Below are 26,823 nucleotides of genomic sequence, written 5' to 3'. Positions count from 1 at the left end.
GAGGTCAGCGGCCCAACAAGCCGCCGAGCGCCCCGCCGACGCCGGCCTGCTCTCCGCCACCGGTGCCGCCCACCAGCCCACCAGGAGGTTGCTCCGAGGGCTGAACCACGACGAACCCTTGGCCGGCGAATTCCAGAGTGAAGCGCTCGCCGGTCGTGCGGCCGATGAGCGTACCGAGACCGAACGAATCGTTCTTCTTCACCCTCGTCTGCAGCGAGGACGACCATGCGACCGCCGCCTGTGGGTCCGCGAACGTCGGCTGATCGACGTTCAACACGACCGGGATTCCGTCGGTCGTGATCGCGATCCTCCCGCGCCCGGTGAACACGCAGTTGAAGAAGCCCGCGTTGCCGCCGGCCGCTGCACCCTGGACTCGCTTGACGTCATAGCTCAGCGAGGACTCGAAGGCCAAGACGTTGGCACCGTTGATGGTCAATCCATCGGTGCCGTCCAGATCGATCAGGTGAACGTCCTGCGCTGCGTTGGCGAGAAACAGGTCGCCGCTGCCCGAGACCTTCATCAGTGGCACTCCCTCGCCGGACAATGCCTGCTTCAGTGCCCGTCCGATTCCGCCGGAGCCCAGTGCCGCGAAGTGCAGATTGCCCTGGTACGCAACCATCGAACCGGCGCGAGCCAGCACCTCACCGTTCATCCCGATTCGGCACATCTTGCTGCCCTGTTTCTGAATGCCCGATCCGGGAACCTCGGCGTGGGCGGGCGCGAACAATTCGCTTCTCATGGCCAGAACTCCTTGGTGAGCAGGTGAATTCGCGGGCGATTCGGTGATGTGCGACGACGGCGTTGCGGGAGCCGCGGGCCGAGACGGCTCGTCTTGCTCGATGCTGATGCCGAACGCGGTGGCCAACCCGGCCAACCCATCCGCGTACCCCTGACCGACCGCGCGGATCTTCCACAGGTCCTCGCGGCGGTAGAACTCCAAGCACACCAGAGCGCTCTCGTCCCCAAGAGCATCCGCGGCGAAGCCGATCACAGCCGTGCCCGACGCGTCGGAGACCGTCACCGAGGTCGGGCCCGCCGCAGCGAACGTCGTAGGGCCTGTGCCGTCGAGTGACGCGGCGATCGCAACGGTGGCGACGTCCACGGGCACAGCTGAGGCGTCGAACATCAGCACGTGGCCGGTCTGCGTGGGGCGATACGCGACGCCGGGTGCGGTGGGTTGGTTGTAGAACACCAAGTCGGCGTCCGAACGCACCGTGCCATCGATTCCCAGCAGCAGCGCTGAGACGTCGACCGAGGCCGACGCTGCGAGTGTGACCGTCAGTGAACCGGACGGAGCGGGGCAGTTCTCCCCGCGGACGAGGGTCCTCATTCGGTTCAGTCTGCCACCGTCTCTGTGGGTGGCGCGCGCTGGAGAGTGTTCAGCGTGGGGTGCGAGGTCATCGATCGACGCGGATCCAGCGTTTAGTGTCTTGCGTCAAGGGGTACTACAAGCATCCAAGCGGGTGGTCCTCGGACTCCCTCACTCCTTCTCGAGAAAGCGTGAGCCATATGCAGTGGTGGGGGTGGGTCATCGTGGCCCTCGTGTTGATTGTCGTGATCGTTGCAGCAGTGCTGCTGGTGCAAGCCCGGCGCCGGTCCGGCGGTGTGATCATCGCCGCACCGCGCAACCCAACGGATACGAGTACAGAACAATGAGCGAACAACTGATGCGGTCGAGTGAGATCGCCAAGAGACCCGTCGTGACCTTCGCCGGTGAAGACGTCGCGCAGGTAAAGGACATCGTGTACGCACCGGACGGTGGAGCGGTGGCAGGTTTCACCCTTGCCGGCCGAGGACTCTTCTCCGGCCCGAAAAAAGAGGTCATGCCGTGGCGATCGGTAGCTGCGCTCGGTTCCGACGCGGTGATGATTCTCAGCGAGGACGTGCTCACCCCTGCCGATCAGATGTTCGTCGCTCCCGATGCCGCTGACGTTGGCGAGGCTGCCGAGCCCAGCCCGGAACGGCGCGGCAATATCTTGGGTTCGACGGTCCTGACGGACACCGGAACCGATCTGGGCACTGTCGTGGACGTGATCATCGAGGTGAGCGGTCGCAACGGCGGACAATGCGATGTGGTCGGCTACGAAATCAAGTCTTCCGAGTCGATGAAGAACAAGGGAGCAACGGTGCTCATACCGTTGCCGGACACACTTGCGGCGTCCGGTGAACACCTCATGGTGCCGGCCAGTGCCACCGATTTCGTGCGAGACGATCTCGCTGGTTTCGGCGCGGCCGTCGACGCATTCCGAGCACAGCTGAAGGGAACGAGCTGATGTTGTTCTCCGAGTCCATCGGTCGCAAGGTAGTCAGTACCACCACCGCCGACACCGTGGGTGCTGTCGGGGAGTTCCTTGTCGATCCGCGCAGCCGCACCGTTGCCGGTATGCAGATCAAGAAATCCAAAACCGGTGACGCGCTGGTGTGGTCCGGTATCTCGACGTTCGGAACCGATGCGGTGACCGTCGATTCGGCGGACAGAATCGTCGAGATCGGAACCGAGGAATCACTGTCCGGATTGGATGGAAAAGCGCATCGGGTGATCGGCAAGCGCGTCCTCAGTACTGCCGGTGTCGACCTCGGCACGGTGGACGACGTGGAATTCGATCCCGAGACCGGTGCAATCACGTCGGTGATCGTCGACGCGGTGTCCATCCAGGGAAGCACCCTTACCGGCGTCGGGTCATATGCCGTCGTTCTCGATCACCGGGACCGCTGAACTCTCACGTGACCGGTGGACATCGGGGTGTTCTCGAGCATCGACTATTTTGATATCGGGAATCCCGACGATGTCATTGGTGGCTGAGGCAATACCTATCCCAGCTTCGTCCAACCCGGCGAGAATGTCGCGGGTCATGAGGTCCTTGATGGCTCGGACGCCGCGATGCGGCACGAGGAAGCGTAGGGACAGCTCGACCCAGTTGTCGGTGATCCGCCAGTAGACCGACGGGTTCAACGAAGTGGGTGCCAAGGCGTAGCGCGTGCGCATGGAATCGAAAGCAGCCTTGGCTGCCTGGTCGTCCACCACGGCGTGGTCGCGTGCGGCACTGAGGAGGATCTGCTCTACCAACTGTCGGTCGTCGGTGTAGGCGATGGGTAGAACCATCTCGTCCCACAAATACGGGAATTCGCGAGTGTAGTTGTAGACCGGATCGGTGAAGATCACACCATTGGTGACTGTGACCAGGCGTCCGGTGTATTGGCGTGAGTTGACCCAGATGGCGGGATCGGAGTCGGACACCGCCGGCGGTTGTCCCATCTCCATGATCGTGGTCTTGAGAAAACCGAGACGAACGACGTCACCGCGCACACCGCCCAGAGTGATCCTGTCGCCAATTCCGAAGGTGTCACCGCGCAGGATCACGAAGTAGGCGGCCAGTGAGGTGATCACCTGCTGCAGAGCGAAAGCCAACCCTGCACTGATCAATCCGACGCCGGTGGTGATATCGGTATTCGGGGTCACCCAAATCGACACCAGGCCCAGCACGAGAACTACGGCGACGATCACCTGTAAGCCTTGGCGCGCCCAGAATCGCCGCGAATCACCGACTTCGCCCCCGAGGGATCGGCGTGTGAGTGCCAACACCAGCCGGCGCAGAGCGAGCACGATGGCGACGAAGACGGCGGTGACGACCAACTTCACGCCGGTCGTGGTGCTGACTCCCACGAGGGTGACGCCGAAGAGTTCGACGGACTGTGCCGCATACATGACGCTCACGAATCACTCCGACTGCTGATAGGGCTGAAGGCATCGACGATACGGGTGCAGTCGGCAGCGACGTCGAGACTCGGCATACCGCAGTCCATCCGTCGGGCGGGCGTCACAGCTGAGCCAACGCGATGACCTCTTCCTCGGTAGGCGGACTCTTCGGGTGGTAGGACAGGCACAGGGGAGTGGCCGTACGACGGAACTCCGCGCCCTCCACAGCGGCATAGAACTGACCGGCGGGCAGTCGCCCGACATCGGGCACCGAACCGCCCTTCACGCGCGCCATCTCCTTGGCTGCTTCGACCTGCGACGGGCTGTTCAACAGTCCGTAGAACTGAGTCGAGGCATTTCCTGCGATGCGGTTGTGCAGGCCCTTGGGAGCCTGCGTGGCGAACACCAGCCCGAGACCGTACTTGCGTGCCTGCGACGCCAGGGCGAGGGTGCTGTGTGTCGCCGCCGTCGTCCGATCCGAGGGCGCGAAGTTCTGCGCCTCGTCCATGACGAACAACCCGCCCAGCGGTCGGTCGCCGGCGGGGTTCTTCTTGATCCAGGCGAACAGTCCCATCTGCAGCTGGTTGACGAAGCTCTGCTTCTGCTCGTCGGTGGTCAGACCGGCCAGGTTGATCACCGAGACTCGGGCCTTCTTGCCCGCGGCCGGCGTCAGAAGAACAGCCGGGTCGACCGGTGTGCCTGCTCCGGCGAACATCGGATCGTTCGCGGCAGCGGCTTTCAGATTCTCGGCCAAACCTGCAGCGATGCGTACGCCGTCGCGCATCTCGCTGACGTCATCGGGAAACTCTTCGAGTAGGTCGATGAAGTCGGCCAGGTCGCCGCCCTGTGGCCGTCGTCCGAACAGGTCGAGTGCCGACTTCAGCACAGCCCGACCGTGTTTGGCCTTTTGTGACGTGCCGAGGACGCCCGCGGCGGGTTCGAGTGAGGCCAGCGCGGACTCGACCGAGGCGTCGAACTCGTCGGCATCACCGAGCACACTGACGAAGTCGGGAAGGGGCTGGAAGCTGAGCGGCCGACCCGCAGACTTACGCGGCGTCCAGACCACCACGTCGGTGTCACGCAGATATGCCGTCGCCTTCGCTTCGTCTCCCGGTGGCCACGTCCGCTCATCCTCGGGCCACGCGGTGCCCAGCCGGGCCAGGTCGTTGTTGACGTCGAGCACGATTGCCGAAACGCCCTGCAGTGCACATTCTTCCACCAGCCTGCGGAGCAACACCGTTTTACCCGAACCGGAGCCGGCGAAGATCGCGGTGTGCTTGCGCAACGCCTCGAGTGGAACGGCGACATCTGCGCCGGTGCTCAGTTCGGCACCCACCACGATGGCAGGTCTGCGCGATGCGGTGGGTGCCGCGGCGGCGATCGTGGTCTCGGGCTCGATGAGGGCTGTGTCGTCGTCGACGACACTCACTGCGGGCAGCACCGCGCCGAACAGTTCTATGTCGTGCGCCGGCTTGCGTGCGAGCAACCACGACGTGAGCGCGGGGGAGTTCTCGGCGAGCAGGATCGACAGCGCTGCCAGTGCCCGACGGTCCTCGTCACCGAGGGGCATCACGATGCCACCGGCGCGCCGCAGAGCGGCGATGGTCTGCTCGGTTTTCGCGCCGTTCGGCCAGGGATCGTTTCTGATCAGGATCAGCCGTCGCTTGGGCATGTCGGCGCGTAACCCGGCCGTGGTCACTGCTCGCTCGACTCGGGCCAGCGCGGCGCGGGCGTTACCGGATGTGACCGCGCGGAAGCACCAGTGCTCTTCGTCGTCGGTATCGGTGTCGACGGTGTGGCGTAGCCGGGCGTGGAGAGCGGGCTTGCCGCTCGGGGGTGGGTCCTGGGCGAGGCTGTCGTCGGACGACTGGTGCTCGTGAATCCATGCCGTCAGACCCGCAGACAGCAGTGCGGGAACGATCGAGTCCTCGCTGTCGGGTCGCAGCGGAACGGAGAGGTCGACCTGCTCGCGAAGTTGCCGGTAGCGATCGTCGAGGATGTCGAGTTCGTCGACCCGTGCTTTGGGAAGGTCCTGCGCATCCGCCGGACCGGACCGGTCGGTGAAACTCTCCAGCTCCGACGCGACTCCGGTGTCGAGGCAGTGCCGGATGTGGCGGTCGACGGCGATGAGGAGCTGGCGCGGAGTGAAATCCGGGGCCTGCTCGAACGCTTCGGGTGCCACCGGCCACGTCGGATGCGGCGGCGTGAATCCGGCGTCGAGAAAGCAGGCCGCAAGACGTCGTCCGAGCAGCAGACGGCCGATGTCCGAGGACGGAATCGGCTTGAGCGGCTGGGTGACTCGGAAACGATCGCGCATGGGTGCGACGCCGCGTGCGGCGATCAGTTCCCACGCACTCGACAGTGCGGAGAGCACCGAGGCAGTGCGGGGGAGTGTCTCGCGCAGCGACATCAACCCGTGCGCGAGTTGCTCGACGACCTTGTCTTCCTGTGCGTCGGCGAACTCCTGATCGGATCCGGTTCGCGACTGGGCCACCAGGGTGTCGATCTGGTCGATCGCCAGAATTGTCGGACCGGTGATCGCGAGCAGGCGCGAGATGTTCTCGGCGATACCTTGATGGCCGAGTTCGGCCCGGCGGATGCCCCACGCCGAGAATTCCTCGGGATCGACGTCGTCGATCGACTGCAGGTAGGCATCGCCCAGATCCTGCACGGCGGAATCCGGAGCGATGGACAGCACCAGCGCGCGCAGCGTGTGCTGAGAGGTCCGGCGATGACGCGGATGCACCTTGTACACCGCGGTGACGAACGCATCGAGAGTTTCGGAATCGATCATGTTCTCGCCCATGATCTGTGCGCGCTCGTCGTCCGAGATGTCGCCGATCTCGCACAGACGGCGCAGCAGTAGCGCGAGCTGGCTGTCGGATCCTCGACCGGACGGCCGCATCAGGTCGTCGAGCATCCCCATCAGCGTCGAGCGCCAGAAGCCGGCCGCGTCGAGCAACCTGATCAGGAAGAAATACCCACCCTTCTGCTGCACCTCCTCCCGAACCTGGCCGAGCAAGTGCGTCTTGCCCGAACCGGCCGGACCGCGTACGACGACACCGAGCGGGCTGGCGTCTTCGGATGTGTCGGCGTCGTCATAGGCATTCATCACCTCGAGGAACACCCGCTCGTGCATGCCCGGCACGTGCACGTTCGATTGGGAACGCCACACGTCGTCGGGAGTCGGTGCCCAGCTCAGCCGCACCGATTCGAGAGCGTGGATCTGCTCGTTGTCCGTCATCGTCGACTCAACGCCCATCATGATTCGATCGAGAGAAGGTGGTTCTGCTGATTCCCGACGACGACGGCCGCAGCGCGTTCCTCGTCGGTCAGCGTCTTCTGATTTTCTTCCGGTATCAGCGAGACGTCGTCGGCGCGTCGCAGGCGCGCGAGTGCATCGTCGAGATCGCTTCTCGATATGTCGCGCAACTCGTTTCGCAGACGAGAAAGCCGAACGGTGCTGCCGGGTTCGCGTGCGATCCGCGCGTAGGCCGCGCGAATGTCGGCCTCGACGTCGACGGACTTCTCTGTCATTTCCGCTGTTGCAGGCTCGTCCCCCCGCGGCGAGAACAGATCCGCCGGACGACTGTCGGTGCGATCGAACCACCGGCGCAACCCGGCCAACACGGTGAACAGTGCCTTACCCGCTCCGGTGGACCGAGCAGGTGGTTCACCGCCGATGAGTTCACCGCAGGTGCGCCACCCCTTGTCGGTCAGTTCCAGGGTCATCGGACGCACCGAGGAATTCACCTCGATCAGACCGGAGTTCTTCAACTTGTCGCGAGATGGCTTCGGCAGTTCGGGTCCCATGGTCTTGAGTTCGGAATTCTTGACCGGACTTGCCTCCGCCATCAGAACCAGCAGTACAGCTGCCTCGGTCCCGTTCAGGTCTTCGGTACTCATCGAGGATCCCCCTTCGATCGTCTTCTCGATACTGCATCGCGGATGGTAGCGACAGCACGGTGCGGGTCGTCCATCACCTGAGCGTTGGTGAACCGCAACACCATGTAGCCCCGGGTCTGCAGTTGGTTGTCACGAACGTGGTCCTCGGCGAAACGTTCGGCGGCGCGGTGCTCGTTGCCATCGATCTCCACGACGACTCTCTCGGTGCGCCACAGTACGTCGACAGTGAACGGTCGGCTGAGCTCGCCGAGACGGATCGATCGATTGTGCTCTCGCCCGGCAGCCCACTCGTGCAGGTCCAGTGCTCGGTACAGCCGCTTCTCCGGTTCACTGGCAGGGTGCGGGTGTCCGGCGATCGGCGGATAACTCAGCGGCCGAAACCGGTCGAGAACGGTGTCGACGCCGGCGGGTACAGCAGGTGCGCGCACCGACACCGAGGGAAACCTGTCCATGTTCGACGCCCCGTCTCCCGTCGGCCACACCGCCATCTGGGCATGGCTGCACAGCCATTCCGCGGCCGTCCCGGCCACTGCGGCGTCGACCCCCGCGGGTACGACCAACACCAGCGCAGTCGTGGTTCGACGCTGCGCTGTGGCCAGGACCCGAGCCGACCCTGCGGCCCGGGTTTCGAGGGTGAAGGCGGCTCGGCGCGGAGAACGCTGCGCGACGGCCGCATCGGCGAGGGAACCGAGATACGGACCGAAGTGCGCGGTACCGGCGGCGAGCCGAACAGCGGCCGTACGCGCAGCGCGCCGCTCCAATGTCGACGTGCCGGAGTGGTGGTCGAACTCGGTGAGCCAGAGCGGAGCCGAGTCCACTGCCGCGTTCTCCAGTTCGGTGACCATCGCTTCGACGAGGTCGCCGGTCCGTGTCGCAGACGGGGGATCGATCGTGAAGAAAACGAGCGATGGCGCATCGGTCGGCAGGGGGTTCACGGAATCGGCGAGCTCGCGCGCTGTGGCCCCGTGCACTCGGACCACTCGTTTCAGGGGCAGACCGGACCACCAGCCGTCGACGTCGTTGTTGTTGTTCGACGTCAACGCCCCGCCTCGCTGATCCGAAGATGTTCCATCTCCGAAACCGTACCGAGAAAGCCGAGTCCGCAGGCAACGGCCGTGACCGGACCGATCGCGATTTGGCTGCCGGGGACCCGTTCCCTTACACTTGACCGGTTGCCTGTGGCAGCGGTGTGTCTTCGTGCGCCCGCTCCCGGCAGCCGACCGCGCGTGTCGGGACGGAAATCCGGCACGTACGTACATCCAGGTCAAGGAGAAGTGAGTGATTCAGCAGGAGTCGCGAGTACGCGTCGCTGATAACACGGGCGCAAAGGAAATCCTTTGCATCCGCGTTCTCGGTGGCTCGTCACGTCGCTACGCCGGAATCGGCGACATCATCGTAGCCACGGTGAAAGACGCCATCCCCGGTGGAAACATCAAGAAGGGTGAGGTCGTCAAGGCCGTCATCGTCCGTACCGTCAAGGAGCGTCGCCGTCCGGATGGCTCGTACATCCGTTTCGACGAGAACGCTGCGGTGCTGATCAAGCCGGACAACGATCCCCGTGGAACCCGCATCTTCGGCCCGGTCGGCCGCGAGCTGCGTGAGAAGAAGTTCATGAAGATCGTCTCGCTCGCCCCGGAGGTGCTGTAAATGAAGGTGCACAAGGGCGACACCGTTCTCGTGATCGCAGGCAAGGACAAGGGCGCCAAGGGCAAGGTCATTCAGGCCTACCCCGCTGACTCCAAGGTTCTGGTCGAGGGCGTGAACCGCATCAAGAAGCACACCGCGGTTTCCGCCAACCAGCGCGGCGCATCCTCGGGTGGCATCGTCACCCAGGAAGCCCCGATCCACGTATCGAACGTTGCAGTGGTCGACTCGGACGGAAACCCCACTCGCGTGGGCTACCGGACCGACGAGGAATCCGGCAAGCGCGTTCGTGTTTCCCGGAAAAACGGGAAGGACATCTGAGATGACTACCACCGAGAACATCGCGGGCGAACAGCCCCGCCTCAAGGCGCGCTACCGCGCCGAGATCAAAGACGCCCTGAACACCGAATTTGCATACGAGAACGTCATGCAGATCCCCGGCATCGTCAAGGTCGTCGTCAACATGGGTGTCGGCGACGCCGCCCGTGACGCCAAGCTGATCAACGGTGCAGTTGCCGACCTCGCTGCCATCACCGGCCAGAAGCCGGAGATCCGCAAGGCTCGCAAGTCCATCGCACAGTTCAAGCTGCGCGAAGGAATGCCCATCGGCGCACGCGTCACCCTCCGCGGTGACCGCATGTGGGAGTTCCTCGATCGTCTGGTCTCCATTGCCCTTCCCCGAATCAGGGACTTCCGTGGCCTCTCGGGCACGCAGTTCGACGGCAACGGAAACTACACGTTCGGCCTCAACGAGCAGTCGATGTTCCACGAGATCGACGTGGACAAGATCGATCGTCCGCGCGGCATGGACATCACCGTAGTAACCACCGCAACCAACAACGAAGAAGGCCGCGCGCTGCTCAAGCACCTCGGCTTCCCGTTCAAGGAGAACTGAGTCCATGGCGAAGAAGGCATTGGTCAACAAGGCCAACAAGAAGCCGAAGTTCGCGGTGCGTGCATACACTCGCTGCAACCGCTGCGGCCGTCCCCATTCCGTGTTCCGCAAGTTCGGCCTGTGCCGTATCTGCGTGCGCGAGATGGCACACGCCGGAGAGCTTCCCGGAGTTCGCAAGAGCTCCTGGTGATCTGAGGCCTCCGGGCTTCACAACATCACGCTGATGGGCGTGGGTTCCGACTGGAACCCACGCCCATTTCGTGTTATTACGTCCCGGCTCTCACACGGACCACAGCTCGTTGTGGAGTTCCAACGACCGCACCAGACTTTCCGCGGCACGCTGATCGTCGACGTCGACTATCAGCAGCAGTCCGCGTTCGGACATCGCCGACGCGAAGGCGTCGGTGGGAACGGTTCGACATCCAGGCGGCATGGCCGAGTGTCCGAGTTCCCGATACGTATCGGCGATCGCCACCATGTCCTCGGCCGTATCCGCACCCCAGACGGTCACGAAATGCCCTACATTCCAATCGAAGTCGGTCAATCCCGCGGTGTGAACATTGGCAATCAGGCCGAATCGGAATCGCGCGTCACCAAGGCGGGCAAGAAGCAGCGATAGTTCCGCGACACCGGGTCTCATGATCGGGACGACGGCAACGCGGTGCTCGGTCGCCGTCTCGATGCCGGTCGAGAGCCCGGCGGCCGTCGTCCCGGCCGACTCGATCGATGCGGCCCTGGGCAAGCAATCCCACCCGTCGGTGATCAATGGCGATCCAGGAGGACGCGCCCATTCGGCCGCAACCGGCCAGATCGTGGATCCCGACGCGACCGCGACTGCCGTGACGTCCGGTATGTCGTCGTCGAGGACAGCGGTCAAGGCTACCGATGCCGAGAACGGTCCGCAGAGTCGATCCGGTTGAGGCAGAGCGTGATCGAGGGCAGAGAGGATCGCGGTTACCCCGGCGAACCGTTTCAACATCTCAGTAGATCCAGCGCAGCGACTCGAGCAGTTCGTCCTCGGTGTGACTGCTCGCCCACGCGGCGTCCGCGTCCCGGCAGGCGACGAACGCGCCGAGAAGCTCGTCTCCCAACACGTCTGCGACCAGTGTGGATGCCAGCAGGTTCTCGCGCTGTCGGTCGTGGGTCGTGGCCAACGGGGAGATGCCTGCGGCATCTCGACGGGCATCGTCCCAACCGCCCACGTCCTCCTGCACCGGTTGCGGCAAGCGTGCCGAATCCGCCACGCCCGACAAGCCGGCCGCGATCGTGACGGCCAGCGCCAGATATGGATTGGCGGACGCATCGCAGGCCTTCAACTCGACGTTGGTGTGGTCCGGGCCGAGTAGGGGTGTAGACGGTACGAGCCGAACTGCGGCCTCTCGGTTCTCGATGCCCCAGAACCCGAAGGCACCGGCCCAGTAGCCGGGTCGACGACGCAGCAATGACCCCGAACTCGGTGCGGTGATGGCGACGAGTCCCGGCAGCTCTCGAACCAGACCGGCAATATACGACCGCCCCGTTTCCGAGAGCCCGTACTCTCCGTCGCCGGTCAGCGCGTTGTGGCCGTCGCGGACCAGCGACGTGTGCAGGTGCCAACCATTTCCCGCACTGCTCGACGAGGGCAGGGGAGCGAAGCTGGCCCGCAGCCCCACAGCTCGCGCCGCGGTGTGGATGGTCTGCCGCGCGAGAATCTGCGCATCGGCTGCGGCCATCGGCCCCAGAGGACTGAGCGCGATCTCGAGTTGGGCACCGCCGTATTCGGCGTGAATCTGTCCGATACTCAGACCGTTCGTGGCAAGACTCTCGAGCAGCAACACGGCGAACTCGTCGACGTCGCGCATGGCGTTCGCGGAGTAGGCAGGTCCGCGATGAGCGGGGAGTCCATCCGACTCGCGAGTCAGGGCGAATTCGATCTCGAATCCGGCCCGTACCTCGAAGCCCGCATCGGCGGCCCGCTGTACCTGCCGCTCGAGGACGGCTCGCTGGTCGTAGGGCCACGGAGCACCGTCCGCAGCCATCTGCCGACCGTGCACCCAGGCCATGCCGGGTTGTCCGGCCAGAGAGACCACGCTCGATTCGGAGTCGATCACCGGTATCAACCGCACGTCACCGGACGGCGTCGAGAGTCCGCTGTGCGCGAAGGTGATCCCGTCGTGCGAATCGAACACCGCGAAGACCGCGGTCACTCCCACTCCGCGTCGCGCGACGCCGGCCAATTCCGATGTGGGGACGGCGCGTGATCGCACGACGCCGTTGTTGTCGACCCAGCCGATCGTCACCCCGGCGATGTTGTCGTCGCGCAAAGTGTGGGCGAGGTGTGCGATATCGACTGGCTGCGAGTCCGTCATGGCCTGACGTTAGCGAAGAACTGGGCTCGGGGGGTGTCCGACTGGACCCGAGCGACCGCACAATGGTAGTGCGATTTGGTCTTCGGGTGATCGATGCCTACACTAGAGCGGTTGCCCGGGCTTCGTCGTGCCTGCACGCGAGTCCTTGCAATACAGAACGCAAGCTCGAGTACTCCGTACGTCAGCATCGAACATGCGGAAGCTCGAAACACCTGGCAGTGCAGCGATGCATTGCTTGGAGCGCAACCCCTGACCGGCAACAGTCGGTCAGGACATGTTCACTTCGCTGTAGGCCCACGATGTGACGAGCCAGGCCCGTCGGTTCTCCGGAACCCGCAGGCACCAGCCCGCGCGTGCTGCATGGGAACCGCTGCGAGAAAGGTGCACAGGTCACACCATGACGATGACCGATCCAATTGCAGACTTCTTGACCCGTCTGCGCAACGCCAACTCGGCGTACCACGACGAGGTGAAGCTTCCCCACTCGAAGCTGAAGGCGAACATCGCCGAGATCCTCAAGCGTGAGGGCTACATCTCCGATTACCGCACGGAAGACGCCGAGGTGGGCAAGACCCTCATCGTCGATCTGAAGTACGGCCCGAGCCGTGAGCGCAGCCTCGCCGGCGTGCGACGCGTCTCCAAGCCCGGTCTCCGGGTATACGCAAAATCCACCAATCTGCCCAAGGTTCTCGGCGGCCTGGGCGTGGCGATCATCTCCACGTCCACCGGTTTGCTCACGGAGCGTCAGGCGGCCAAGCAGGGTGTGGGCGGAGAAGTCCTCGCCTACGTCTGGTAGGGGAGGCCACCACCATGTCACGTATTGGAAAGCTGCCAGTAGCAGTTCCCGCTGGCGTCGATATCACCATCGACGGCCAGAACGTTGCGGTCAAGGGCCCCAAGGGTGCCCTGAGCCTGACGGTTGCCGAGCCCATCCAGATCGCTCGCGCCGACGACGGCACCATCGCCGTCACCCGGCCCGACGACGAGCGTAAGAGCCGCTCGCTGCACGGTCTCTCGCGCACTCTCGTCGCGAACCTCATCACCGGTGTCACCAACGGTTACACCACCAAGATGGAGATTCACGGCGTCGGTTACCGCGTCGTACTCAAGGGCAACGACCTCGAGTTCGCACTCGGTTACAGCCACCCCGTGCTGATCGAAGCACCGGAAGGCATCACGTTCACGGTCGAGTCGCCCACGCGATTCACCGTTGTCGGCATCGACAAGCAGAAGGTCGGTCAGATCTCTGCCAACATTCGTCGTCTGCGGCGTCCGGACCCGTACAAGGGCAAGGGCATCCGCTACGAGGGTGAAGTGATCCGCCGCAAGGTCGGAAAGACGGGTAAGTGATATGAGCCAGCAAACAGCAGACAAGGCGAACGTCGTCAAGCGCACTCCGCGCGGCACCGACGTCTCGACGAAGCGTCGCCTGTCGAAGGCACGTCGTCACTTCCGCCTTCGCAAGAAGATTTCCGGCACCCCCGAGCGTCCCCGCTTGGTTGTCAACCGGTCCTCGCGCCACATCCACGTCCAGTTGATCGACGACCTCGCAGGCCACACTCTGGCCAGCGCGTCGAGCATCGAAGCCGATGTGCGTGCGCTCGACGGAGACAAGAAGGCCGTCAGCACGAAGGTCGGCGAGCTGATCGCTGCCCGTGCCAAGGCAGCCGGCGTCGAGGCGGTCGTGTTCGACCGCGGCGGCAACAACTACAGCGGTCGCATTGCGGCCCTCGCAGACGCTGCCCGCGAAGGCGGGTTGACGTTCTGATGATGACAATGACTGACAACGGAAGGACAGCCTGATGCCGGGACGTCAACGGCGTGACGGCGGAAGCGGCCCCGCCGGACAGAACAGTGGCCCCAACACAGGTGGCGACAACAACCAGCGCGGCGACAACCGCGGTGGTGGCGGTCGTGACCGTCGTGACAACGGCCGTGGCGGCAACGCTGCGGACAAGTCGAACTTCATCGAGAAGGTCGTCACGATCAACCGCGTCTCCAAGGTGGTCAAGGGTGGTCGACGCTTCAGCTTCACCGCCCTCGTCATCGTCGGTGACGGCAACGGACTGGTCGGCGTCGGCTACGGCAAGGCCAAGGAAGTTCCCGCGGCCATCCAGAAGGGTGTCGAGGAGGCTCGTAAGAGCTTCTTCCGCGTCCCGATGATCGCCGGCACCATCACGCACCCCATCCAGGGCGAGGCCGCTGCCGGCGTCGTCATGTTGCGTCCGGCCAGCGCCGGTACCGGCGTCATCGCCGGTGGCGCTGTGCGCGCGGTGTTGGAGTGCGCCGGTGTCCACGATGTGCTGTCGAAGTCGCTCGGTAGCGACAACGCCATCAACGTCGTGCACGCGACCGTCGCAGCCCTCAAGGGTCTGCAGCGTCCCGAGGAAGTTGCGGCTCGCCGCGGCCTGACCCTCGAAGAGGTTGCACCCGCCGGAATGCTGCGCGCACGCGCGCAGGCAGGAGCGGTGAAGTAATGGCACAGCTGAAGGTCACACAGATCAAGAGCACCATCGGCCAGAAGGCGAACCAGCGTGACAGCCTGCGTACTCTCGGGCTCAAGGGCATCCGCCAGACGGTCGTCCGCGAGGACAACCCGCAGAACCGCGGACTGGTCAACACGGTGCGCCACCTCGTAACTGTTGAGGAGGTCTAACCATGACCATCAAACTGCACCACTTGCGCCCCGCAGCCGGATCCAAGTCGACGAAGATTCGCGTCGGCCGTGGTGAAGGTGGCAAGCGTGGCAAGACCGCAGGTCGCGGTACCAAGGGAACCGGCGCACGCAAGAACGTGCCGGCACGCTTCGAGGGTGGGCAGATGCCCCTCCACATGCGGCTCCCGAAGCTCAAGGGCTTCACCAACCGCAACCGCGTCGTGTTCCAGGTCGTGAACCTGCGTGACATCGAGCGTCTGTTCCCCGAGGGCGGCCAGATCGGTATTCCGGAATTGATCGCCAAGGGAGCTGTTCGCAAGAACGAGCTCGTCAAGGTTCTCGGCGACGGAAACCTCACCGTGAAGGTCGAGATCTCGGCCAACAAGTTCACGGGCTCCGCCAAGGAAAAGATCGCCGCTGCCGGCGGTTCTGCTACCGAGGTATGAGCATCGCTTCGGCGCGCTGAACGCTGGTGTGCCGAACCGCAGTTCGTGACGATGGCCGCAGCCACAGCTCTTGCAGCTGAGCTGCGGCCATCGTTGCCTACGCGGCGCGTCGTGCGCTTCGACCGAACGGACAGGGGTCAATACTGACCGTCGGGTGGTTCGATACGCACTGTTAGAGTTCAGAGAAGTTCGTTTCGATGCGGTCGACGAATGTCGTCCGCAGTCCATGCTCGTGAGGTTCACGGGAGCAGTAGCTCCCTGCGAAGCGCTCGCGGCGTCAACGCAGTCGTGCCAGGAGGATCTTTGCTTTCCGCCTTCGTGTCGGCCCTCAGGACTCCTGACCTGAGACGGAAGATCCTCTTCACGCTCGGTCTGGTGGCCCTGTATCGCTTCGGTGCCACATTGCCGTCGCCGGGTGTCGATTACGCCAATGTCCGAGCATGCATCGACCAGGTCTCCGGTGGAGATTCGGCCGGCATCTACTCGTTGATCAACCTGTTCTCCGGTGGAGCGCTCCTGCAGCTCTCGGTGTTCGCGATCGGCATCATGCCGTACATCACCGCCAGCATCATCGTGCAGCTGCTCACCGTCGTCATCCCGAAGTTCGAAGAGCTCCGCAAGGAGGGACAGTCCGGCCAGGCCAAGATGACGCAGTACACGCGCTATCTGTCGATCGCGCTGGCTATCCTCCAGGCGACGGGCCTGGTGGCCCTCGCGTCGCGCGGTCAACTCCTCCAGGGCTGTCAGCAGGACATCATTGCCGACCAGTCCATCTTCGGACTCGTCATCATCGTTCTGGTGATGACTGCGGGCGCAGCGGTCGTCATGTGGTTCGGCGAGGTCATCACCGAACGCGGTGTCGGTAACGGAATGTCACTGCTCATCTTCGCCGGCATCGCTTCGCGTATCCCGTCCGAGGGCAATTCGATCCTGTCGAGCCGTGGTGGTCTGGTGTTCGGGTTCGTCTGCTTCGCAGCGTTCCTCATCATCACCGGTGTCGTCTTCGTCGAGCAGGGCCAGCGCCGAATTCCCGTCCAGTACGCCAAGCGTATGGTCGGTCGAAAGATGTACGGCGGCTCTTCGACGTACCTTCCGCTCAAGGTCAACCAGGCCGGCGTCATCCCGGTGATCTTCGCGTCCTCGTTGCTGTACCTGCCGAATCTGATCGCACAGTTGACCTCGGCCAGTACGGCTGCCGATCCGAGTTGGTGGCAGCGAATCATCAACGAGTATCTGGTGAACCCCGCCAACCCGGTCTACATCGCGATCTTCTTCGGTCTGATCGTGTTCTTCACGTACTTCTACGTGGCGATCACGTTCAACCCCGAAGAGCGTGCCGACGAAATGAAGAAGTTCGGTGGGTTCATCCCCGGCATTCGTCCGGGCAAGCCGACCGCCGATTACCTGAACTACGTCCTGAGCCGCATCACACTGCCTGGCTCGATATACCTGGGCACGATCGCTGTCCTCCCGAACCTTTTCCTCGACATCGGTAGTTCGGGTGGAGGCGGAAACCTCCCGTTCGGTGGCACCGCCGTGCTGATCATGGTCAGCGTCGGCCTGGACACCGTCAAGCAGATCGAAAGTCAGCTGATGCAGCGTAACTACGAAGGGTTCCTCAAGTGAGACTTGTTCTGCTCGGTCCCCCCGGTGCCGGTAAAGGCACCCAAGCCGTGCTCCTGTCCGAGAAGCTGGGCGTGCCCCACATCTCCACCGGAGATCTGTTTCGTGCGAACATCGGCGAGAAGACCCCGCTCGGCCTGGAAGCGAAGAAGTACCTCGATGCCGGCGATCTGGTTCCCAGTGAGCTGACCGTCGACATGGTCCGCAGTCGGCTCGGCGAACCCGATGCCGTCAACGGCTTTCTGCTCGACGGCTTTCCGCGTTCAGTAGGACAGGCCGAGGCCCTGGTGGGCATCCTGTCCGATCTGAACGCGAAGCTCGACGCTGTGCTCTCGTTCGTCGTCGATGAGGACGTCGTCGTCGAACGCATGCTTGCGCGGGGCCGCGAGGACGACAAAGAGGACGTGATTCGTAACCGCCTCAAGGTGTACCGGGACGAGACTGCTCCTCTGCTCGACTACTACGCGGGACAGATCGTCACCGTCGACGCCATCGGCGAAGTGGACGAAGTCAACGCACGCGCAATGAAGTCCATCGAGGACCACGGTAAGTAATGGCATTCGGCCGTAAACGCAAGGTCGTACCGTTCCGCAGTGCAGGCGAACTCGACGCCATGGCTGCGGCCGGTGCGGTCGTAGGTGCTGCGCTGGTGGCCGTTCGCGAAGCCGCGGTCCCCGGGGTCTCCACCCTCGAACTCGACCGGGTGGCCGAGGCGATCATCCGTGAGGCCGGGGCCGTTCCGTCGTTCCTCGGATACCACGGCTTCACCGGTAGCATCTGCTCATCGGTGAACGACCGCGTGGTGCACGGCATCCCATCGCCCGATGAGCTTCTGGTGGCCGGCGACCTGGTGTCCATCGACTGCGGAGCCGTGCTCGACGGTTGGCACGGAGACTCGGCCTGGACCTTTGGTGTCGGCGACATCATCGAGGCCGATGCGATGTTGAGTGAAGCGACGAGGTTGTCGATGGAGGCCGGTATCGCCGCAATGCTTCCGGGTAATCGTCTGACCGACATCTCCCACGCCATCGAGACCGGCACTCATGCGGCGGAGGAAGCTCACGGCCGCAAGTACGGAATCGTCGACGGCTACGGCGGTCACGGTATCGGCCGCGAAATGCACATGGATCCGTTTCTGGCGAACGAGGGTGCGCCGGGCAAGGGCCCCGAGTTGGTCGTCGGGTCCACTCTGGCGATAGAGCCGATGCTGACGCTGGGAACGTACGAGACCGACACCCTCGACGACGGCTGGACAGTGGTGACGACCGACGGATCCCGGTCGGCGCACTGGGAACATACGGTCGCGGTCACCGAAGACGGCCCCCGTATCCTCACGCTCCGACCTCGGTAGAACTACCAGGTCAACGATCTGTAGCGGCGGCCCCCGCGGATGAGTCGGAGGTGGGCGGACGTCAAACGCAGCCAGAGGCGAGTGGGCATGTGAGTCAGAGCGGTCGGCAGCAGCGGATTTCGTAGTGCAAGCGCAAGTAGTGCAAGTGCAGTGGTGCGGATCCGGAACGGTGGGCAACCCGCAGCCCGGTACATGCCGCGAACGTGGGCTGATCCGTATCCCAGTGCTCCGGCTTGTCGCCAGTTGTCCAGGTAGCCCGTACGCAGGCGGTATTCGACCAGCGGCTCGGCTATGAAGTGCAGCCGAGCTCCCGCTTGTAGCGCACGCCAAGAGAATTCCATGTCCTCGCTGGCATGAACGAATTCGAGCATCCCGCCGAGATCTCGGTAGGTCGAGGCACGACACGCCATACTCGCCCCGATGACGAAAGGGCGGAATGGTGACCGGCCCTGGTTCGACGGTGGGGCGAACGGAACTACTTCGCGTGTCTCTGCGGAATTCAATGCTTCGGTGCTGAGGCCGGTTCCCACGAGATCGTGATGATCGAGCTCGGCGGTGATGCGCCGCAGCCACGTCGGGTGCACGACGTCATCGGCATCACAGAAGGCCAGAAGTGGGGCGTGTGCCGCCTCGGCCCCGCGATTGCGCGCGAACGATGCGCCCGCAGTTCCGGACGAATCGACGTACTGCAAATTCAGGCAGCGACTCAGATCGTGGTTCTCCACGTACTCTCGTACGCCGTCGGTCGAGCCGTTGTCACTGATGATGACTGTGAAGGTGCCGTCGTAGTCCTGTTGCGCAAGCGCGTGCAGTTGCTCGCCGAGCAGATCCTTCGCGTTGTGCACGGGGATGATCACGGCGACGGCTGGAACGGGGCCGGATTAACTGGAGGTCAAGAGGGCACCTTGCGGACTCGGTCGCTGCGCGATGGTAGGAGGACCGAACGTTAGCTCAGTGAATCGAGGGTGAGCAACCGACGTGTCGAGTGCCCGCTTCGCGCGCATTTGGCCTGGTGTGAATTTGCCGGTAACATGGATCGACGGTGCGCCCTGCGTGCCGGATGTTCGCTTGCCTTCATGGCTGCGAGCTGTTCCGGTGACACGCTGTCTCGAGGAATCGGGTCGGTCGGTGCGCACCACGGTAACGGAAACAGATGCAATCAACCAGGTGTGAGAGCCAGGATCGCGGAGGATATGGCCAAGAAAGACGGTGCTATCGAGGTCGAGGGCCGAGTAGTCGAACCGCTGCCCAATGCGATGTTTCGCATTGAGCTCGAAAACGGCCACAAGGTGCTCGCTCACATCAGCGGAAAGATGCGTCAGCACTACATCCGCATCCTTCCCGAGGATCGCGTCGTCGTGGAGCTGTCGCCCTACGACCTCACGCGTGGACGCATCGTTTACCGCTACAAGTAAGAGCTTCCCCGGCCACGTCCGGTCGGGGGGAACCATGCTCGGGATCGCTGCATGCAGCGGGGCCGAGCTACACACAGGAGATCAACGACGTGAAGGTTCAGCCGAGCGTCAAGAAGATCTGCGAAAAGTGCAAGGTGATTCGTCGTAACGGACGCGTCATGGTGATCTGCGAGAACCTGCGTCACAAGCAGCGTCAGGGATAACCACCGAGCACTTCGCACGTCGGCTTGGCAACAGCTAGAAGATGACCTCCCAGCACCAACCGCAACACACGCGTTGCGGCATACCCCCGGCACGGAGGCCGGGGCCCCACTGAGTTGGTTGAAAGACGCTTCCCACCCCAGCGGTGAGAAGGACACAGGGGACGGACTGGGAGCAGACCTCCGGACAAGAAAAGGAAATGCCACATGGCACGTCTCGCAGGTGTGGATCTGCCGCGCGAAAAGCGCATGGAGATCGCACTGACTTACATTTACGGCGTCGGCCGTACCCGCTCCAAGGAAATCCTCACAGCGACGGGCGTCAGCCCCGACCTGCGAAGCAAGGATCTCGGCGACGACGATCTGCGCAAGCTCAGCGATTACATCAACGAGTCCCTCAAGGTCGAGGGCGACCTGCGCCGCGAGGTTCAGGCCGACATCCGTCGCAAGATCGAAATCGGCTGCTACCAGGGTCTTCGCCACCGTCGTGGTCTGCCCGTCCGTGGACAGCGCACCAAGACCAATGCGCGTACCCGTAAGGGACCCAAGCGCACCATTGCCGGCAAGAAGAAGGCGAAGTAATGCCCCCCAAAGCACGCGGTACCGGTCCGAAGAAGGCGCAGAAGACGCGTCGCAGGGACAAGAAGAACGTCCCCCACGGATCTGCGCACATCAAGAGCACGTTCAACAACACGATCGTGTCGATCACCGATCCCGCCGGAAACGTCATCTCGTGGGCGTCCTCGGGACACGTCGGCTTCAAGGGCTCGCGCAAGTCGACTCCGTTCGCTGCACAGCTCGCAGCCGAGAGCGCGGCGCGCAAGGCACAGGAGCACGGCGTCAAGAAGGTCGACGTGTTCGTCAAGGGCCCCGGCTCCGGCCGTGAGACCGCAATCCGTTCACTCCAGGCCGCAGGCCTCGAGGTCGGCACAATCTCCGATGTCACCCCTCAGCCCCACAACGGCTGCCGTCCGCCCAAGCGGCGTCGGGTCTAGCGGGAAGGAAAGGTTTAGAAAATGGCACGTTATACCGGTCCTATCACCCGCAAGTCGCGTCGTCTGCGCGTCGACCTCGTCGGAGGCGACCAGGCGTTCGAGCGTCGTCCCTACCCGCCCGGCCAGCACGGCCGCGCGCGGATCAAGGAGAGCGAGTACCTGCTCCAGCTGCAGGAGAAGCAGAAGGCTCGCTTCACCTACGGCGTCATGGAGAAGCAGTTCCGTCTGTACTACAAGGAAGCCAACAGGGCCGCCGGCAAGACCGGTGAGAACCTGCTGACCATCCTCGAGACTCGCCTCGACAACGTCGTCTACCGTGCCGGTCTCGCACGTACGCGTCGTCAGGCACGCCAGCTGGTCACCCACGGCCACTTCCTCGTGAACAACAAGCGAGTGGACATCCCCAGCTACCGCGTCTCGCAGTACGACATCATCGATGTCCGCGAGAAGTCCGCGCAGACACTGCCGATCCAGATCGCTCGTGAAAGCTACGGCGATCGTCCGGTCGCACCGTGGCTGCAGGTCGTTCCCAACCGTCTTCGCATCCTGGTTCACCGGGTGCCGGAGCGCGCACAGATCGATGTGCCGCTCCAGGAGCAGCTCATCGTCGAGTACTACTCGAAGTAGGGCATAGCCCTCGTGCGCCTTTTGCGTACCCACAGGTACGCAAAAGGCGCACGAGCGGCGAAGCCGCCCATCGTGGGCGTCAAATAGCGGACGCCCGTACAGGAGGAACACACAATGCTCATTTCACAGCGCCCGACGCTGACCGAAGAGGTCATCGCCGACAACCGCTCGAAATTCGTCATCGAGCCGCTCGAGCCCGGCTTCGGTTACACACTCGGCAACTCGCTCCGCCGCACGCTGCTGTCGTCGATCCCCGGCGCTGCTGTCACCAGCATCCGTATCGACGGCGTCCTCCACGAATTCACCACCGTTCCGGGAGTCAAGGAAGATGTCACCGACATCATCCTGAATCTCAAGGGCCTCGTGGTGAGCTCCGAAGAAGACGAACCGGTCACCATGTACGTCCGCAAGCAGGGCCCCGGCGCTGTTACCGCAGGCGACATCGTTCCCCCGGCCGGCGTCACGGTGAACAACCCTGATCTGCACATCGCGACCCTGAACGACAAGGGCAAGTTGGAGATCGAGCTCGTCGTCGAGCGCGGTCGCGGCTACGTCCCCGCCGTTCAGAACAAGGCATCGGGTGCCGAGATCGGCCGTATTCCGGTCGACTCGATCTACTCGCCCGTGCTCAAGGTCACGTACAAGGTGGAGGCCACCCGCGTCGAACAGCGCACCGACTTCGATCGGCTCGTTCTCGACGTGGAGACCAAGAATTCCATCACCGCGCGGGACGCGCTCGCTTCGGCGGGCAAGACCCTGGTTGAGCTCTTCGGCCTCGCCCGTGAGCTGAACGTCGAAGCAGAAGGCATCGAGATCGGACCCTCGCCCGCCGAGGCCGATCACATCGCTTCCTTCGGACTCCCCATCGAGGATCTGGACCTCACCGTCCGTTCCTACAACTGCCTCAAGCGCGAGGGTGTTCACACCGTCGGCGAGCTGGTTGGTCGTACCGAGTCCGATCTGCTGGACATCCGTAACTTCGGGCAGAAGTCCATCGACGAGGTGAAGGTCAAGCTGCATTCGCTCGGCCTCTCCCTCAAGGACAGCCCCGCGTCGTTCGATCCGAGCACCGTGCCTGGCTACGACGCCACCACGGGCACGTGGAGTGACACCGACGCCGGCTCCTTCAGCGACACCGAAGGTGCCGAGCAGGACTACGCCGAGACAGAACAGCTGTAATCAGCTCGCTGGAGCTCTTACTAGGAGATTCATCATGCCCAAGCCCACCAAGGGCCGCCGTCTCGGCGGGTCGGCGTCGCACCAGAAGGCCATCCTGGCCAACCTGGCGACGTCACTCTTCGAGCACGGCCGCATCACCACCACCGAGTCGAAGGCCAAGCGCCTTCGTCCGCACGCCGAGAAGCTGGTCACCCACGCCAAAAAGGGTGATCTGGCGCATCGTCGTGAGGTTCTCAAGACGATCAACAACAAAGATGTCGTGCACAAGCTGTTCGCCGAGATCGGGCCTTTCTTCGCCGATCGCGACGGTGGCTACACACGCATCATCAAGACCGTCCCCCGCAAGGGTGACAACTCGCCGATGGCCATCATCGAGCTCGTCAACGAGCAGACGGTGTCCAACGAAGCCGACCGCGCGCGCCGCGTGAAGGCCTCGCAGGCACCAGTTGCTGCTGAAGCGCCGGCCGAAGAGAACGTCGTCGAGGCTGTCGAAGCCGACGCGTCCGACTCCGAGGTAGCCAACGCCGACGCGGTCATCGATGGCATCGAGGACAACGACGCACACGCGTCGGATGCTCCCGAGGCCGAGGCTGTATCAACTGAAACACCGGGAAAGAAGGACTAGTCCTTTTGTCTTCCGCGCACGATCGAAGCGGGCCCGCCATTCCCCCCGGGGAAGGCGGGCCCGTTTCGTCGATACCCGTCAGGTATCGACTCGACATCTCGTACGACGGCACCGACTTCTCAGGATGGGCCCGCCAGCCGGGCATCCGCACGGTGTGTGGGGTCCTCGAGGAGGCCTTCTCGACCGTGCTGCGGCAACCGATCGAGCTGACGGTCGCGGGCCGAACCGACGCCGGAGTCCACGCAACCGGCCAAGTTGCCCATTTCGATGCCGTCGAGATTCCGGGCGATCACGATCGGCTGGTCCGGCGGATGGCCCGCTTTCTTCCCACCGATGTTCGAGTGCGGACGATCAGCGAGGTCTCGCGTGACTTCGACGCGCGGTTCTCGGCGTACCGCCGGCACTACGAGTACCGATTCAGCACTGCACGTTACGGTGTCGACCCACTCGACGTAGGCGGAGTCGTCTCCTGGCCGCGGCCCATCGATCTGGGCGCTGTCAGAGACGCGTCGGCTGCACTGATCGGATTGCACGATTTCGCGGCGTTCTGCAAAAGACGAGACGGTGCCACCACTGTGCGAGAACTGCAGCGGTTCGACTGGGAGCGCGACGGAGACCGCCTCACCGCGTACGTCAGCGCCGATGCATTCTGCTGGTCGATGGTGCGCAGCCTCGTCGGTGCCATGCAGGCCGTCGGTGAGGGACGTCGAACACCGGAGTGGGCGCAGTCGCTACTGGCGCGGCGCGAACGGGCCAGCGAGGTGACGGTGGCTCCGGCACACGGATTGGCGTTGGTTCGAGTCGATTATCCGCCCGCTGAGATGCTTGCCGCACGGAACGCGGCTACCCGAGAAGTGCGAACAGCGATCTCGGGCGACGGGTGCTGCGGGGGAGAGGGCTGACCGACCGGCACCGGGGCTAGTGTCGAACGATGCAGCCGATACAGCTCGCGATAGTCGTCGGTAGCGTCCGTGAGGGTCGCGTCGGCCCCACGGTGGCGGCCTGGGTTGCGAGCATCGCCGCCGCACGGAAGACCGTCGAGGTGGTCGAGGTGGACCTGGCCGACTTCGAGCTACCCAACACCCTGATCCCGAGTGACGACACCGACCGCTTCACCACAATCGTCGGTGCCTGCGACGCCTTCGTCTTCGTCACGCCGGAATACAACCACGGCGTTCCCGGATCGTTGAAGACCGCACTCGACACGGTGAAGTACGAGTGGCGGGCCAAGCCGGTGGGATTCGTGTCGTACGGCGGACTCGGCGGCGGAGTCCGAGCCACCGAGCAACTGCGACAGATCACCGCCGAACTGCACATGGTGTCCGTTCGAGATGCCGTGTCGCTGCATCGGGTGCGCAAGCGGATCGACCCCGAGGGCGGCATCGACGATGCAGCGGCACTCGACGCACTGGGCCGATTGCTGGACCAAATCGAGTGGTGGGCCGATGCGGTCGCCGGGGCCGGTGAGCGCGGGGACTACCCCGGCTGAGACCGGATCAGGCGCGCACAGCCGGCCGCAGACTTCGCGGTCGACCGATGAATGCCGTTTCCTCCGGAATCGTCACCAGCGTCAACTCGATATCGACCGGACCCGAACTCAGCCGGATTCGATCACCCGACGCGTGAGGTTGCACGATCGACAGATCCGGCTCCGACTGCGCTGGTCCCTGTTCCTGCTCGGTCCCATCGTGTCGGGGGCCGTGCTCTGTCAACGACATCAGAGTCACACCTGAAAGTGGTTGTTGCCGGAGCGGCATGGATCCGTCGGCGAAATCGTTCAAGATCACGTTGAACGACGAGCGAGTTCGAGCCGCGGTGGCATCGACCGACAAGCGGTCGGGGGCGTCTATCGCGTCGAGGAGCGATCGCCAGGCGTGCGGTCGATCGGTCCTGACGAGAACCCGTGCCCCGGTGGCGATGGCCCGAAACAGAATCTGCTGAGCGAGGTAGAGTTCCCCGGCGATCCGAACCCGGGCGAGGCCGGGACCGAACAGCCGCACTGCCACACCGTGTCCGCCCGCATCGGATCCGAGAAGTTGGCCGCACCCGCTCACCGGCAACATCAACTCGTTCAGCGTCGAAGCATCGAGAGTTCTACTGGGAGAGAGTGACTGCAGCGAGGGTATCGCCAGCGGTAGTTGAGCGAAAATGCCGTCTCGCTGGCTTCCGCTCATCGAGGTCAGGGCATGGACGTGGGGTTTCGCCACCGGCTTTCGGGCCGCGAACCTGCACGATGCACGGATTCGGACCTCGCCGTGGTCGTGGGCAGGCTGTAGCTGGAAGGACATGATCGTGCCGAGGGATGGCGTCGCCCACAAGGTGGCAATATCTTCGGCAGTGATTGCGCTGCAATCGATTCCGAAACCGACGCTCGAGGCGCCGGGTAGGGGTGCCGTCGACCATGTCTGGGTCAGGTCGTCGGTATCGACCCCTCGGCACAGGTGCGACACTGCCGAGCGAAGCTCCGTACTCGTCAGCAGTCGCGAGGACAGGCCGTGAACCTGTAGAGCACGCAGGACGCGGGTGGTAGCGACGACGGCAGTTCGGGCTGCCCCTGCGCGGCCGTGGCCTCTGGTTTCGATTGCCCGAGCATTCGCGCCCAGGTCGAGAGTCACCGAGATCCAGACCGTCCGTACTGCCACGGCAGGCAACGGACCGATGAGTCCCTCGTAGACTTCGGTCGCCACCGAATCCGGCGAGCTGCGACAGCCGAGTGCGACGACATCGATGGAGGCGACATCGATGTCGTGTTGACGCAGGCACGACGCGAGACCATCGACGGGGAGTGTGTGCTGCGTGTCGGCGCTCGCCCTTCCGAGAACGGTGGTTGCGTGCTGGGGTGGGCTGATCTCGATGGTGCAGGTGACCGTGTTGCGTTGCCAGTGGACACCGACCTGGCTGCCTGTCGTATCGGTGTGCTCGGTGGTGACGCCCACCTCGGGAAAGCGATGTGCAAGGAACCGCCAGAGGGCTCGGACCCACTCCAGGATCGGTCTGCGACGCACACTCACGAACGGTACGAGCGCCACGGCCGCAGCTGCGAGCAGTGCCCAGATGGGTCGCGCCTGCAATGCCAGCAACGCAAGACTTGTTGCCAGCGCCGCGATCTCGGCCGCGATCACCCGCCGTACCGTGGGCGCGACGAACGGTACCGCGGTTCGCCCACGCGGGATCGACCCCGAACGTGCCATCGATACCCTCCCCCCAGAGGTCGCA

At 63.8% G+C, this 26,823-nt stretch carries 34 protein-coding genes; 25 read left to right on the top strand and 9 right to left on the bottom strand.

Annotated features, from left to right (window positions below; all coding sequences use genetic code 11):
* Positions 1–4: 4 nt before the first annotated feature.
* Positions 5–1,330, bottom strand: coding sequence for an AIM24 family protein (locus RHODMAR_RS20350; protein ID WP_008718295.1), 1,326 nt, complete (start codon positions 1,328–1,330; stop codon positions 5–7).
* Between the two features lie 170 nt (positions 1,331–1,500).
* Here RHODMAR_RS20350 and RHODMAR_RS28340 point away from each other — a divergent pair, with 170 nt between their 5' ends.
* The 3 genes from RHODMAR_RS28340 to RHODMAR_RS20340 are packed head-to-tail and all read left to right on the top strand — an operon-like array spanning position 1,501 to position 2,716.
* Complete coding sequence (locus RHODMAR_RS28340; protein WP_157226153.1) at positions 1,501–1,656, top strand: hypothetical protein; 156 nt, start codon at positions 1,501–1,503, stop codon at positions 1,654–1,656.
* Complete coding sequence (locus RHODMAR_RS20345) at positions 1,653–2,273, top strand: PRC-barrel domain-containing protein (protein WP_008718293.1); 621 nt, start codon at positions 1,653–1,655, stop codon at positions 2,271–2,273. The genes RHODMAR_RS28340 and RHODMAR_RS20345 overlap by 4 nt, the downstream gene beginning before the upstream one ends.
* Positions 2,273–2,716, top strand: a complete 444-nt coding sequence (locus RHODMAR_RS20340; RefSeq protein ID WP_008718290.1) for a PRC-barrel domain-containing protein — start codon at positions 2,273–2,275, stop codon at positions 2,714–2,716. The genes RHODMAR_RS20345 and RHODMAR_RS20340 overlap by 1 nt, the downstream gene beginning before the upstream one ends.
* Here the strand turns inward: RHODMAR_RS20340 and RHODMAR_RS20335 are convergent.
* The 4 genes from RHODMAR_RS20335 to RHODMAR_RS20320 form a co-directional block, all read right to left on the bottom strand.
* Positions 2,681–3,706: a mechanosensitive ion channel family protein gene (locus tag RHODMAR_RS20335; protein WP_051048207.1), complete on the bottom strand. Its 1,026-nt coding sequence runs from the start codon at positions 3,704–3,706 to the stop codon at positions 2,681–2,683. The two genes, RHODMAR_RS20340 and RHODMAR_RS20335, sit on opposite strands and share 36 nt — an antisense overlap.
* Positions 3,707–3,818: 112 nt before the next feature.
* Positions 3,819–6,941 (bottom strand): helicase HerA domain-containing protein, encoded by a 3,123-nt coding sequence (locus RHODMAR_RS20330; RefSeq protein WP_008718286.1) that lies wholly within the window; start codon positions 6,939–6,941, stop codon positions 3,819–3,821.
* Between the two features lie 17 nt (positions 6,942–6,958).
* Positions 6,959–7,603 (bottom strand): hypothetical protein, encoded by a 645-nt coding sequence (locus RHODMAR_RS20325; RefSeq protein WP_008718284.1) that lies wholly within the window; start codon positions 7,601–7,603, stop codon positions 6,959–6,961.
* Positions 7,600–8,643, bottom strand: coding sequence for an endonuclease domain-containing protein (locus RHODMAR_RS20320; protein WP_008718282.1), 1,044 nt, complete (start codon positions 8,641–8,643; stop codon positions 7,600–7,602). Before RHODMAR_RS20320 ends, RHODMAR_RS20325 begins: the two co-directional genes overlap by 4 nt.
* Before the next feature lie 238 nt (positions 8,644–8,881).
* Here RHODMAR_RS20320 and rplN point away from each other — a divergent pair, with 238 nt between their 5' ends.
* From rplN to RHODMAR_RS20300, 4 genes are read left to right on the top strand one after another with little or no spacing between them, the layout of a single operon-like run.
* Complete coding sequence (rplN, locus tag RHODMAR_RS20315) at positions 8,882–9,250, top strand: 50S ribosomal protein L14 (RefSeq protein ID WP_008718280.1); 369 nt, start codon at positions 8,882–8,884, stop codon at positions 9,248–9,250.
* A complete protein-coding gene (gene rplX / locus RHODMAR_RS20310) occupies positions 9,251–9,568 on the top strand; it encodes a 50S ribosomal protein L24 (protein WP_008718278.1) in 318 nt (105 codons plus the stop codon).
* Position 9,569: 1 nt separating this feature from the next.
* On the top strand, positions 9,570–10,142 hold the full coding sequence (gene rplE, locus RHODMAR_RS20305) for a 50S ribosomal protein L5 (protein ID WP_008718275.1): 573 nt from the start codon (positions 9,570–9,572) through the stop codon (positions 10,140–10,142).
* 4 nt (positions 10,143–10,146) lie between these two features.
* Entirely contained in the window at positions 10,147–10,332 is a 186-nt protein-coding gene (locus tag RHODMAR_RS20300) for a type Z 30S ribosomal protein S14 (protein ID WP_008718273.1), read from the top strand.
* 90 nt (positions 10,333–10,422) lie between these two features.
* On the opposite strand, the gene RHODMAR_RS20295 is transcribed toward RHODMAR_RS20300, so the two are convergent.
* Together RHODMAR_RS20295 and RHODMAR_RS20290 are read right to left on the bottom strand one after the other, a co-directional pair.
* Positions 10,423–11,121, bottom strand: a complete 699-nt coding sequence (locus RHODMAR_RS20295; protein WP_008718271.1) for a DUF6885 family protein — start codon at positions 11,119–11,121, stop codon at positions 10,423–10,425.
* A gap of 1 nt (position 11,122) precedes the next feature.
* Complete coding sequence (locus RHODMAR_RS20290; RefSeq protein WP_008718268.1) at positions 11,123–12,490, bottom strand: glutamine synthetase family protein; 1,368 nt, start codon at positions 12,488–12,490, stop codon at positions 11,123–11,125.
* A gap of 397 nt (positions 12,491–12,887) precedes the next feature.
* Here RHODMAR_RS20290 and rpsH point away from each other — a divergent pair, with 397 nt between their 5' ends.
* From rpsH to map, 9 genes are all read left to right on the top strand, one after another.
* Positions 12,888–13,286 carry a 30S ribosomal protein S8 gene (gene rpsH / locus RHODMAR_RS20285; RefSeq protein ID WP_008718266.1) on the top strand — a complete coding sequence of 133 codons (399 nt, stop codon included), beginning with the start codon at positions 12,888–12,890 and terminating at the stop codon, positions 13,284–13,286.
* 14 nt (positions 13,287–13,300) lie between these two features.
* Positions 13,301–13,840, top strand: coding sequence for a 50S ribosomal protein L6 (rplF, locus tag RHODMAR_RS20280; protein WP_008718264.1), 540 nt, complete (start codon positions 13,301–13,303; stop codon positions 13,838–13,840).
* Between the two features lies 1 nt (position 13,841).
* Positions 13,842–14,258, top strand: coding sequence for a 50S ribosomal protein L18 (gene rplR / locus RHODMAR_RS20275; RefSeq protein WP_008718260.1), 417 nt, complete (start codon positions 13,842–13,844; stop codon positions 14,256–14,258).
* Between the two features lie 34 nt (positions 14,259–14,292).
* Positions 14,293–14,967: a 30S ribosomal protein S5 gene (rpsE, locus tag RHODMAR_RS20270; RefSeq protein WP_008718259.1), complete on the top strand. Its 675-nt coding sequence runs from the start codon at positions 14,293–14,295 to the stop codon at positions 14,965–14,967.
* Positions 14,967–15,146 (top strand): 50S ribosomal protein L30, encoded by a 180-nt coding sequence (rpmD, locus tag RHODMAR_RS20265; protein ID WP_008718256.1) that lies wholly within the window; start codon positions 14,967–14,969, stop codon positions 15,144–15,146. The genes rpsE and rpmD overlap by 1 nt, the downstream gene beginning before the upstream one ends.
* Before the next feature lie 2 nt (positions 15,147–15,148).
* Positions 15,149–15,592, top strand: a complete 444-nt coding sequence (gene rplO, locus RHODMAR_RS20260) for a 50S ribosomal protein L15 (protein ID WP_008718253.1) — start codon at positions 15,149–15,151, stop codon at positions 15,590–15,592.
* 303 nt (positions 15,593–15,895) lie between these two features.
* Entirely contained in the window at positions 15,896–17,218 is a 1,323-nt protein-coding gene (gene secY / locus RHODMAR_RS20255) for a preprotein translocase subunit SecY (RefSeq protein ID WP_008718251.1), read from the top strand.
* Positions 17,215–17,769: an adenylate kinase gene (locus RHODMAR_RS20250; RefSeq protein WP_008718249.1), complete on the top strand. Its 555-nt coding sequence runs from the start codon at positions 17,215–17,217 to the stop codon at positions 17,767–17,769. The genes secY and RHODMAR_RS20250 overlap by 4 nt, the downstream gene beginning before the upstream one ends.
* Entirely contained in the window at positions 17,769–18,566 is a 798-nt protein-coding gene (map, locus tag RHODMAR_RS20245) for a type I methionyl aminopeptidase (protein ID WP_008718247.1), read from the top strand. The genes RHODMAR_RS20250 and map overlap by 1 nt, the downstream gene beginning before the upstream one ends.
* Before the next feature lie 2 nt (positions 18,567–18,568).
* Here the strand turns inward: map and RHODMAR_RS20240 are convergent, their stop codons facing one another.
* Positions 18,569–19,423 (bottom strand): glycosyltransferase, encoded by an 855-nt coding sequence (locus tag RHODMAR_RS20240; RefSeq protein WP_008718244.1) that lies wholly within the window; start codon positions 19,421–19,423, stop codon positions 18,569–18,571.
* Between the two features lie 336 nt (positions 19,424–19,759).
* Between RHODMAR_RS20240 and infA the strand changes: the two genes are divergently transcribed.
* The 9 genes from infA (at position 19,760) to RHODMAR_RS20195 (ending at position 25,096) form a co-directional block, all read left to right on the top strand.
* A complete protein-coding gene (gene infA, locus RHODMAR_RS20235) occupies positions 19,760–19,981 on the top strand; it encodes a translation initiation factor IF-1 (RefSeq protein ID WP_005140011.1) in 222 nt (73 codons plus the stop codon).
* Between the two features lie 89 nt (positions 19,982–20,070).
* Entirely contained in the window at positions 20,071–20,184 is a 114-nt protein-coding gene (gene rpmJ / locus RHODMAR_RS20230; RefSeq protein ID WP_003938068.1) for a 50S ribosomal protein L36, read from the top strand.
* A gap of 204 nt (positions 20,185–20,388) precedes the next feature.
* On the top strand, positions 20,389–20,763 hold the full coding sequence (rpsM, locus tag RHODMAR_RS20225; protein WP_008718227.1) for a 30S ribosomal protein S13: 375 nt from the start codon (positions 20,389–20,391) through the stop codon (positions 20,761–20,763).
* Entirely contained in the window at positions 20,763–21,176 is a 414-nt protein-coding gene (gene rpsK, locus RHODMAR_RS20220; RefSeq protein WP_008718225.1) for a 30S ribosomal protein S11, read from the top strand. Before rpsM ends, rpsK begins: the two co-directional genes overlap by 1 nt.
* Before the next feature lie 21 nt (positions 21,177–21,197).
* Positions 21,198–21,803, top strand: coding sequence for a 30S ribosomal protein S4 (gene rpsD, locus RHODMAR_RS20215; RefSeq protein WP_008718223.1), 606 nt, complete (start codon positions 21,198–21,200; stop codon positions 21,801–21,803).
* 114 nt (positions 21,804–21,917) lie between these two features.
* The gene (locus RHODMAR_RS20210) at positions 21,918–22,982 is read left to right on the top strand and encodes a DNA-directed RNA polymerase subunit alpha (RefSeq protein WP_008718222.1); all 1,065 of its coding nucleotides are present in this window, start codon (positions 21,918–21,920) and stop codon (positions 22,980–22,982) included.
* 34 nt (positions 22,983–23,016) lie between these two features.
* Entirely contained in the window at positions 23,017–23,607 is a 591-nt protein-coding gene (gene rplQ, locus RHODMAR_RS20205; RefSeq protein WP_008718219.1) for a 50S ribosomal protein L17, read from the top strand.
* A gap of 5 nt (positions 23,608–23,612) precedes the next feature.
* Entirely contained in the window at positions 23,613–24,509 is an 897-nt protein-coding gene (gene truA, locus RHODMAR_RS20200; protein ID WP_008718217.1) for a tRNA pseudouridine(38-40) synthase TruA, read from the top strand.
* A gap of 29 nt (positions 24,510–24,538) precedes the next feature.
* A complete protein-coding gene (locus RHODMAR_RS20195) occupies positions 24,539–25,096 on the top strand; it encodes an NADPH-dependent FMN reductase (RefSeq protein WP_008718216.1) in 558 nt (185 codons plus the stop codon).
* Between the two features lie 7 nt (positions 25,097–25,103).
* Here the strand turns inward: RHODMAR_RS20195 and eccE are convergent, their stop codons facing one another.
* Positions 25,104–26,798 carry a type VII secretion protein EccE gene (gene eccE, locus RHODMAR_RS20190; RefSeq protein ID WP_008718215.1) on the bottom strand — a complete coding sequence of 565 codons (1,695 nt, stop codon included), beginning with the start codon at positions 26,796–26,798 and terminating at the stop codon, positions 25,104–25,106.
* Positions 26,799–26,823 lie beyond the last annotated feature (25 nt).

Origin of the sequence: Rhodococcus sp. AW25M09 (genome assembly GCF_000333955.1) — a bacterium.
GTDB lineage: Bacteria > Actinomycetota > Actinomycetes > Mycobacteriales > Mycobacteriaceae > Rhodococcoides.
The sequence above is the reverse complement of the archived record's forward strand: the minus strand, read 5'-3'. Positions and strand labels throughout refer to the sequence as shown.

What these genes read in the sequence shown, in the direction of transcription:
- RHODMAR_RS20350 (WP_008718295.1), bottom strand. Translation starts at nt 1,330, where the DNA reads ATGAGGACCCTCGTCCGCGGGGAGAACTGCCCCGCTCCGTCCGGTTCA.
- RHODMAR_RS20345 (WP_008718293.1), top strand. Translation starts at nt 1,653, where the DNA reads ATGAGCGAACAACTGATGCGGTCGAGTGAGATCGCCAAGAGACCCGTC.
- RHODMAR_RS20340 (WP_008718290.1), top strand. Translation starts at nt 2,273, where the DNA reads ATGTTGTTCTCCGAGTCCATCGGTCGCAAGGTAGTCAGTACCACCACC.
- RHODMAR_RS20335 (WP_051048207.1), bottom strand. Translation starts at nt 3,706, where the DNA reads ATGTATGCGGCACAGTCCGTCGAACTCTTCGGCGTCACCCTCGTGGGA.
- RHODMAR_RS20330 (WP_008718286.1), bottom strand. Translation starts at nt 6,941, where the DNA reads ATGACGGACAACGAGCAGATCCACGCTCTCGAATCGGTGCGGCTGAGC.
- RHODMAR_RS20325 (WP_008718284.1), bottom strand. Translation starts at nt 7,603, where the DNA reads ATGAGTACCGAAGACCTGAACGGGACCGAGGCAGCTGTACTGCTGGTT.
- rplX (WP_008718278.1), top strand. Translation starts at nt 9,251, where the DNA reads ATGAAGGTGCACAAGGGCGACACCGTTCTCGTGATCGCAGGCAAGGAC.
- rplE (WP_008718275.1), top strand. Translation starts at nt 9,570, where the DNA reads ATGACTACCACCGAGAACATCGCGGGCGAACAGCCCCGCCTCAAGGCG.
- RHODMAR_RS20300 (WP_008718273.1), top strand. Translation starts at nt 10,147, where the DNA reads ATGGCGAAGAAGGCATTGGTCAACAAGGCCAACAAGAAGCCGAAGTTC.
- RHODMAR_RS20295 (WP_008718271.1), bottom strand. Translation starts at nt 11,121, where the DNA reads ATGTTGAAACGGTTCGCCGGGGTAACCGCGATCCTCTCTGCCCTCGAT.
- RHODMAR_RS20290 (WP_008718268.1), bottom strand. Translation starts at nt 12,490, where the DNA reads ATGACGGACTCGCAGCCAGTCGATATCGCACACCTCGCCCACACTTTG.
- rpsH (WP_008718266.1), top strand. Translation starts at nt 12,888, where the DNA reads ATGACGATGACCGATCCAATTGCAGACTTCTTGACCCGTCTGCGCAAC.
- rplF (WP_008718264.1), top strand. Translation starts at nt 13,301, where the DNA reads ATGTCACGTATTGGAAAGCTGCCAGTAGCAGTTCCCGCTGGCGTCGAT.
- rplR (WP_008718260.1), top strand. Translation starts at nt 13,842, where the DNA reads ATGAGCCAGCAAACAGCAGACAAGGCGAACGTCGTCAAGCGCACTCCG.
- rpsE (WP_008718259.1), top strand. Translation starts at nt 14,293, where the DNA reads ATGCCGGGACGTCAACGGCGTGACGGCGGAAGCGGCCCCGCCGGACAG.
- rpmD (WP_008718256.1), top strand. Translation starts at nt 14,967, where the DNA reads ATGGCACAGCTGAAGGTCACACAGATCAAGAGCACCATCGGCCAGAAG.
- rplO (WP_008718253.1), top strand. Translation starts at nt 15,149, where the DNA reads ATGACCATCAAACTGCACCACTTGCGCCCCGCAGCCGGATCCAAGTCG.
- map (WP_008718247.1), top strand. Translation starts at nt 17,769, where the DNA reads ATGGCATTCGGCCGTAAACGCAAGGTCGTACCGTTCCGCAGTGCAGGC.
- infA (WP_005140011.1), top strand. Translation starts at nt 19,760, where the DNA reads ATGGCCAAGAAAGACGGTGCTATCGAGGTCGAGGGCCGAGTAGTCGAA.
- rpsM (WP_008718227.1), top strand. Translation starts at nt 20,389, where the DNA reads ATGGCACGTCTCGCAGGTGTGGATCTGCCGCGCGAAAAGCGCATGGAG.
- rpsK (WP_008718225.1), top strand. Translation starts at nt 20,763, where the DNA reads ATGCCCCCCAAAGCACGCGGTACCGGTCCGAAGAAGGCGCAGAAGACG.
- rpsD (WP_008718223.1), top strand. Translation starts at nt 21,198, where the DNA reads ATGGCACGTTATACCGGTCCTATCACCCGCAAGTCGCGTCGTCTGCGC.
- RHODMAR_RS20210 (WP_008718222.1), top strand. Translation starts at nt 21,918, where the DNA reads ATGCTCATTTCACAGCGCCCGACGCTGACCGAAGAGGTCATCGCCGAC.
- rplQ (WP_008718219.1), top strand. Translation starts at nt 23,017, where the DNA reads ATGCCCAAGCCCACCAAGGGCCGCCGTCTCGGCGGGTCGGCGTCGCAC.
- RHODMAR_RS20195 (WP_008718216.1), top strand. Translation starts at nt 24,539, where the DNA reads ATGCAGCCGATACAGCTCGCGATAGTCGTCGGTAGCGTCCGTGAGGGT.
- eccE (WP_008718215.1), bottom strand. Translation starts at nt 26,798, where the DNA reads ATGGCACGTTCGGGGTCGATCCCGCGTGGGCGAACCGCGGTACCGTTC.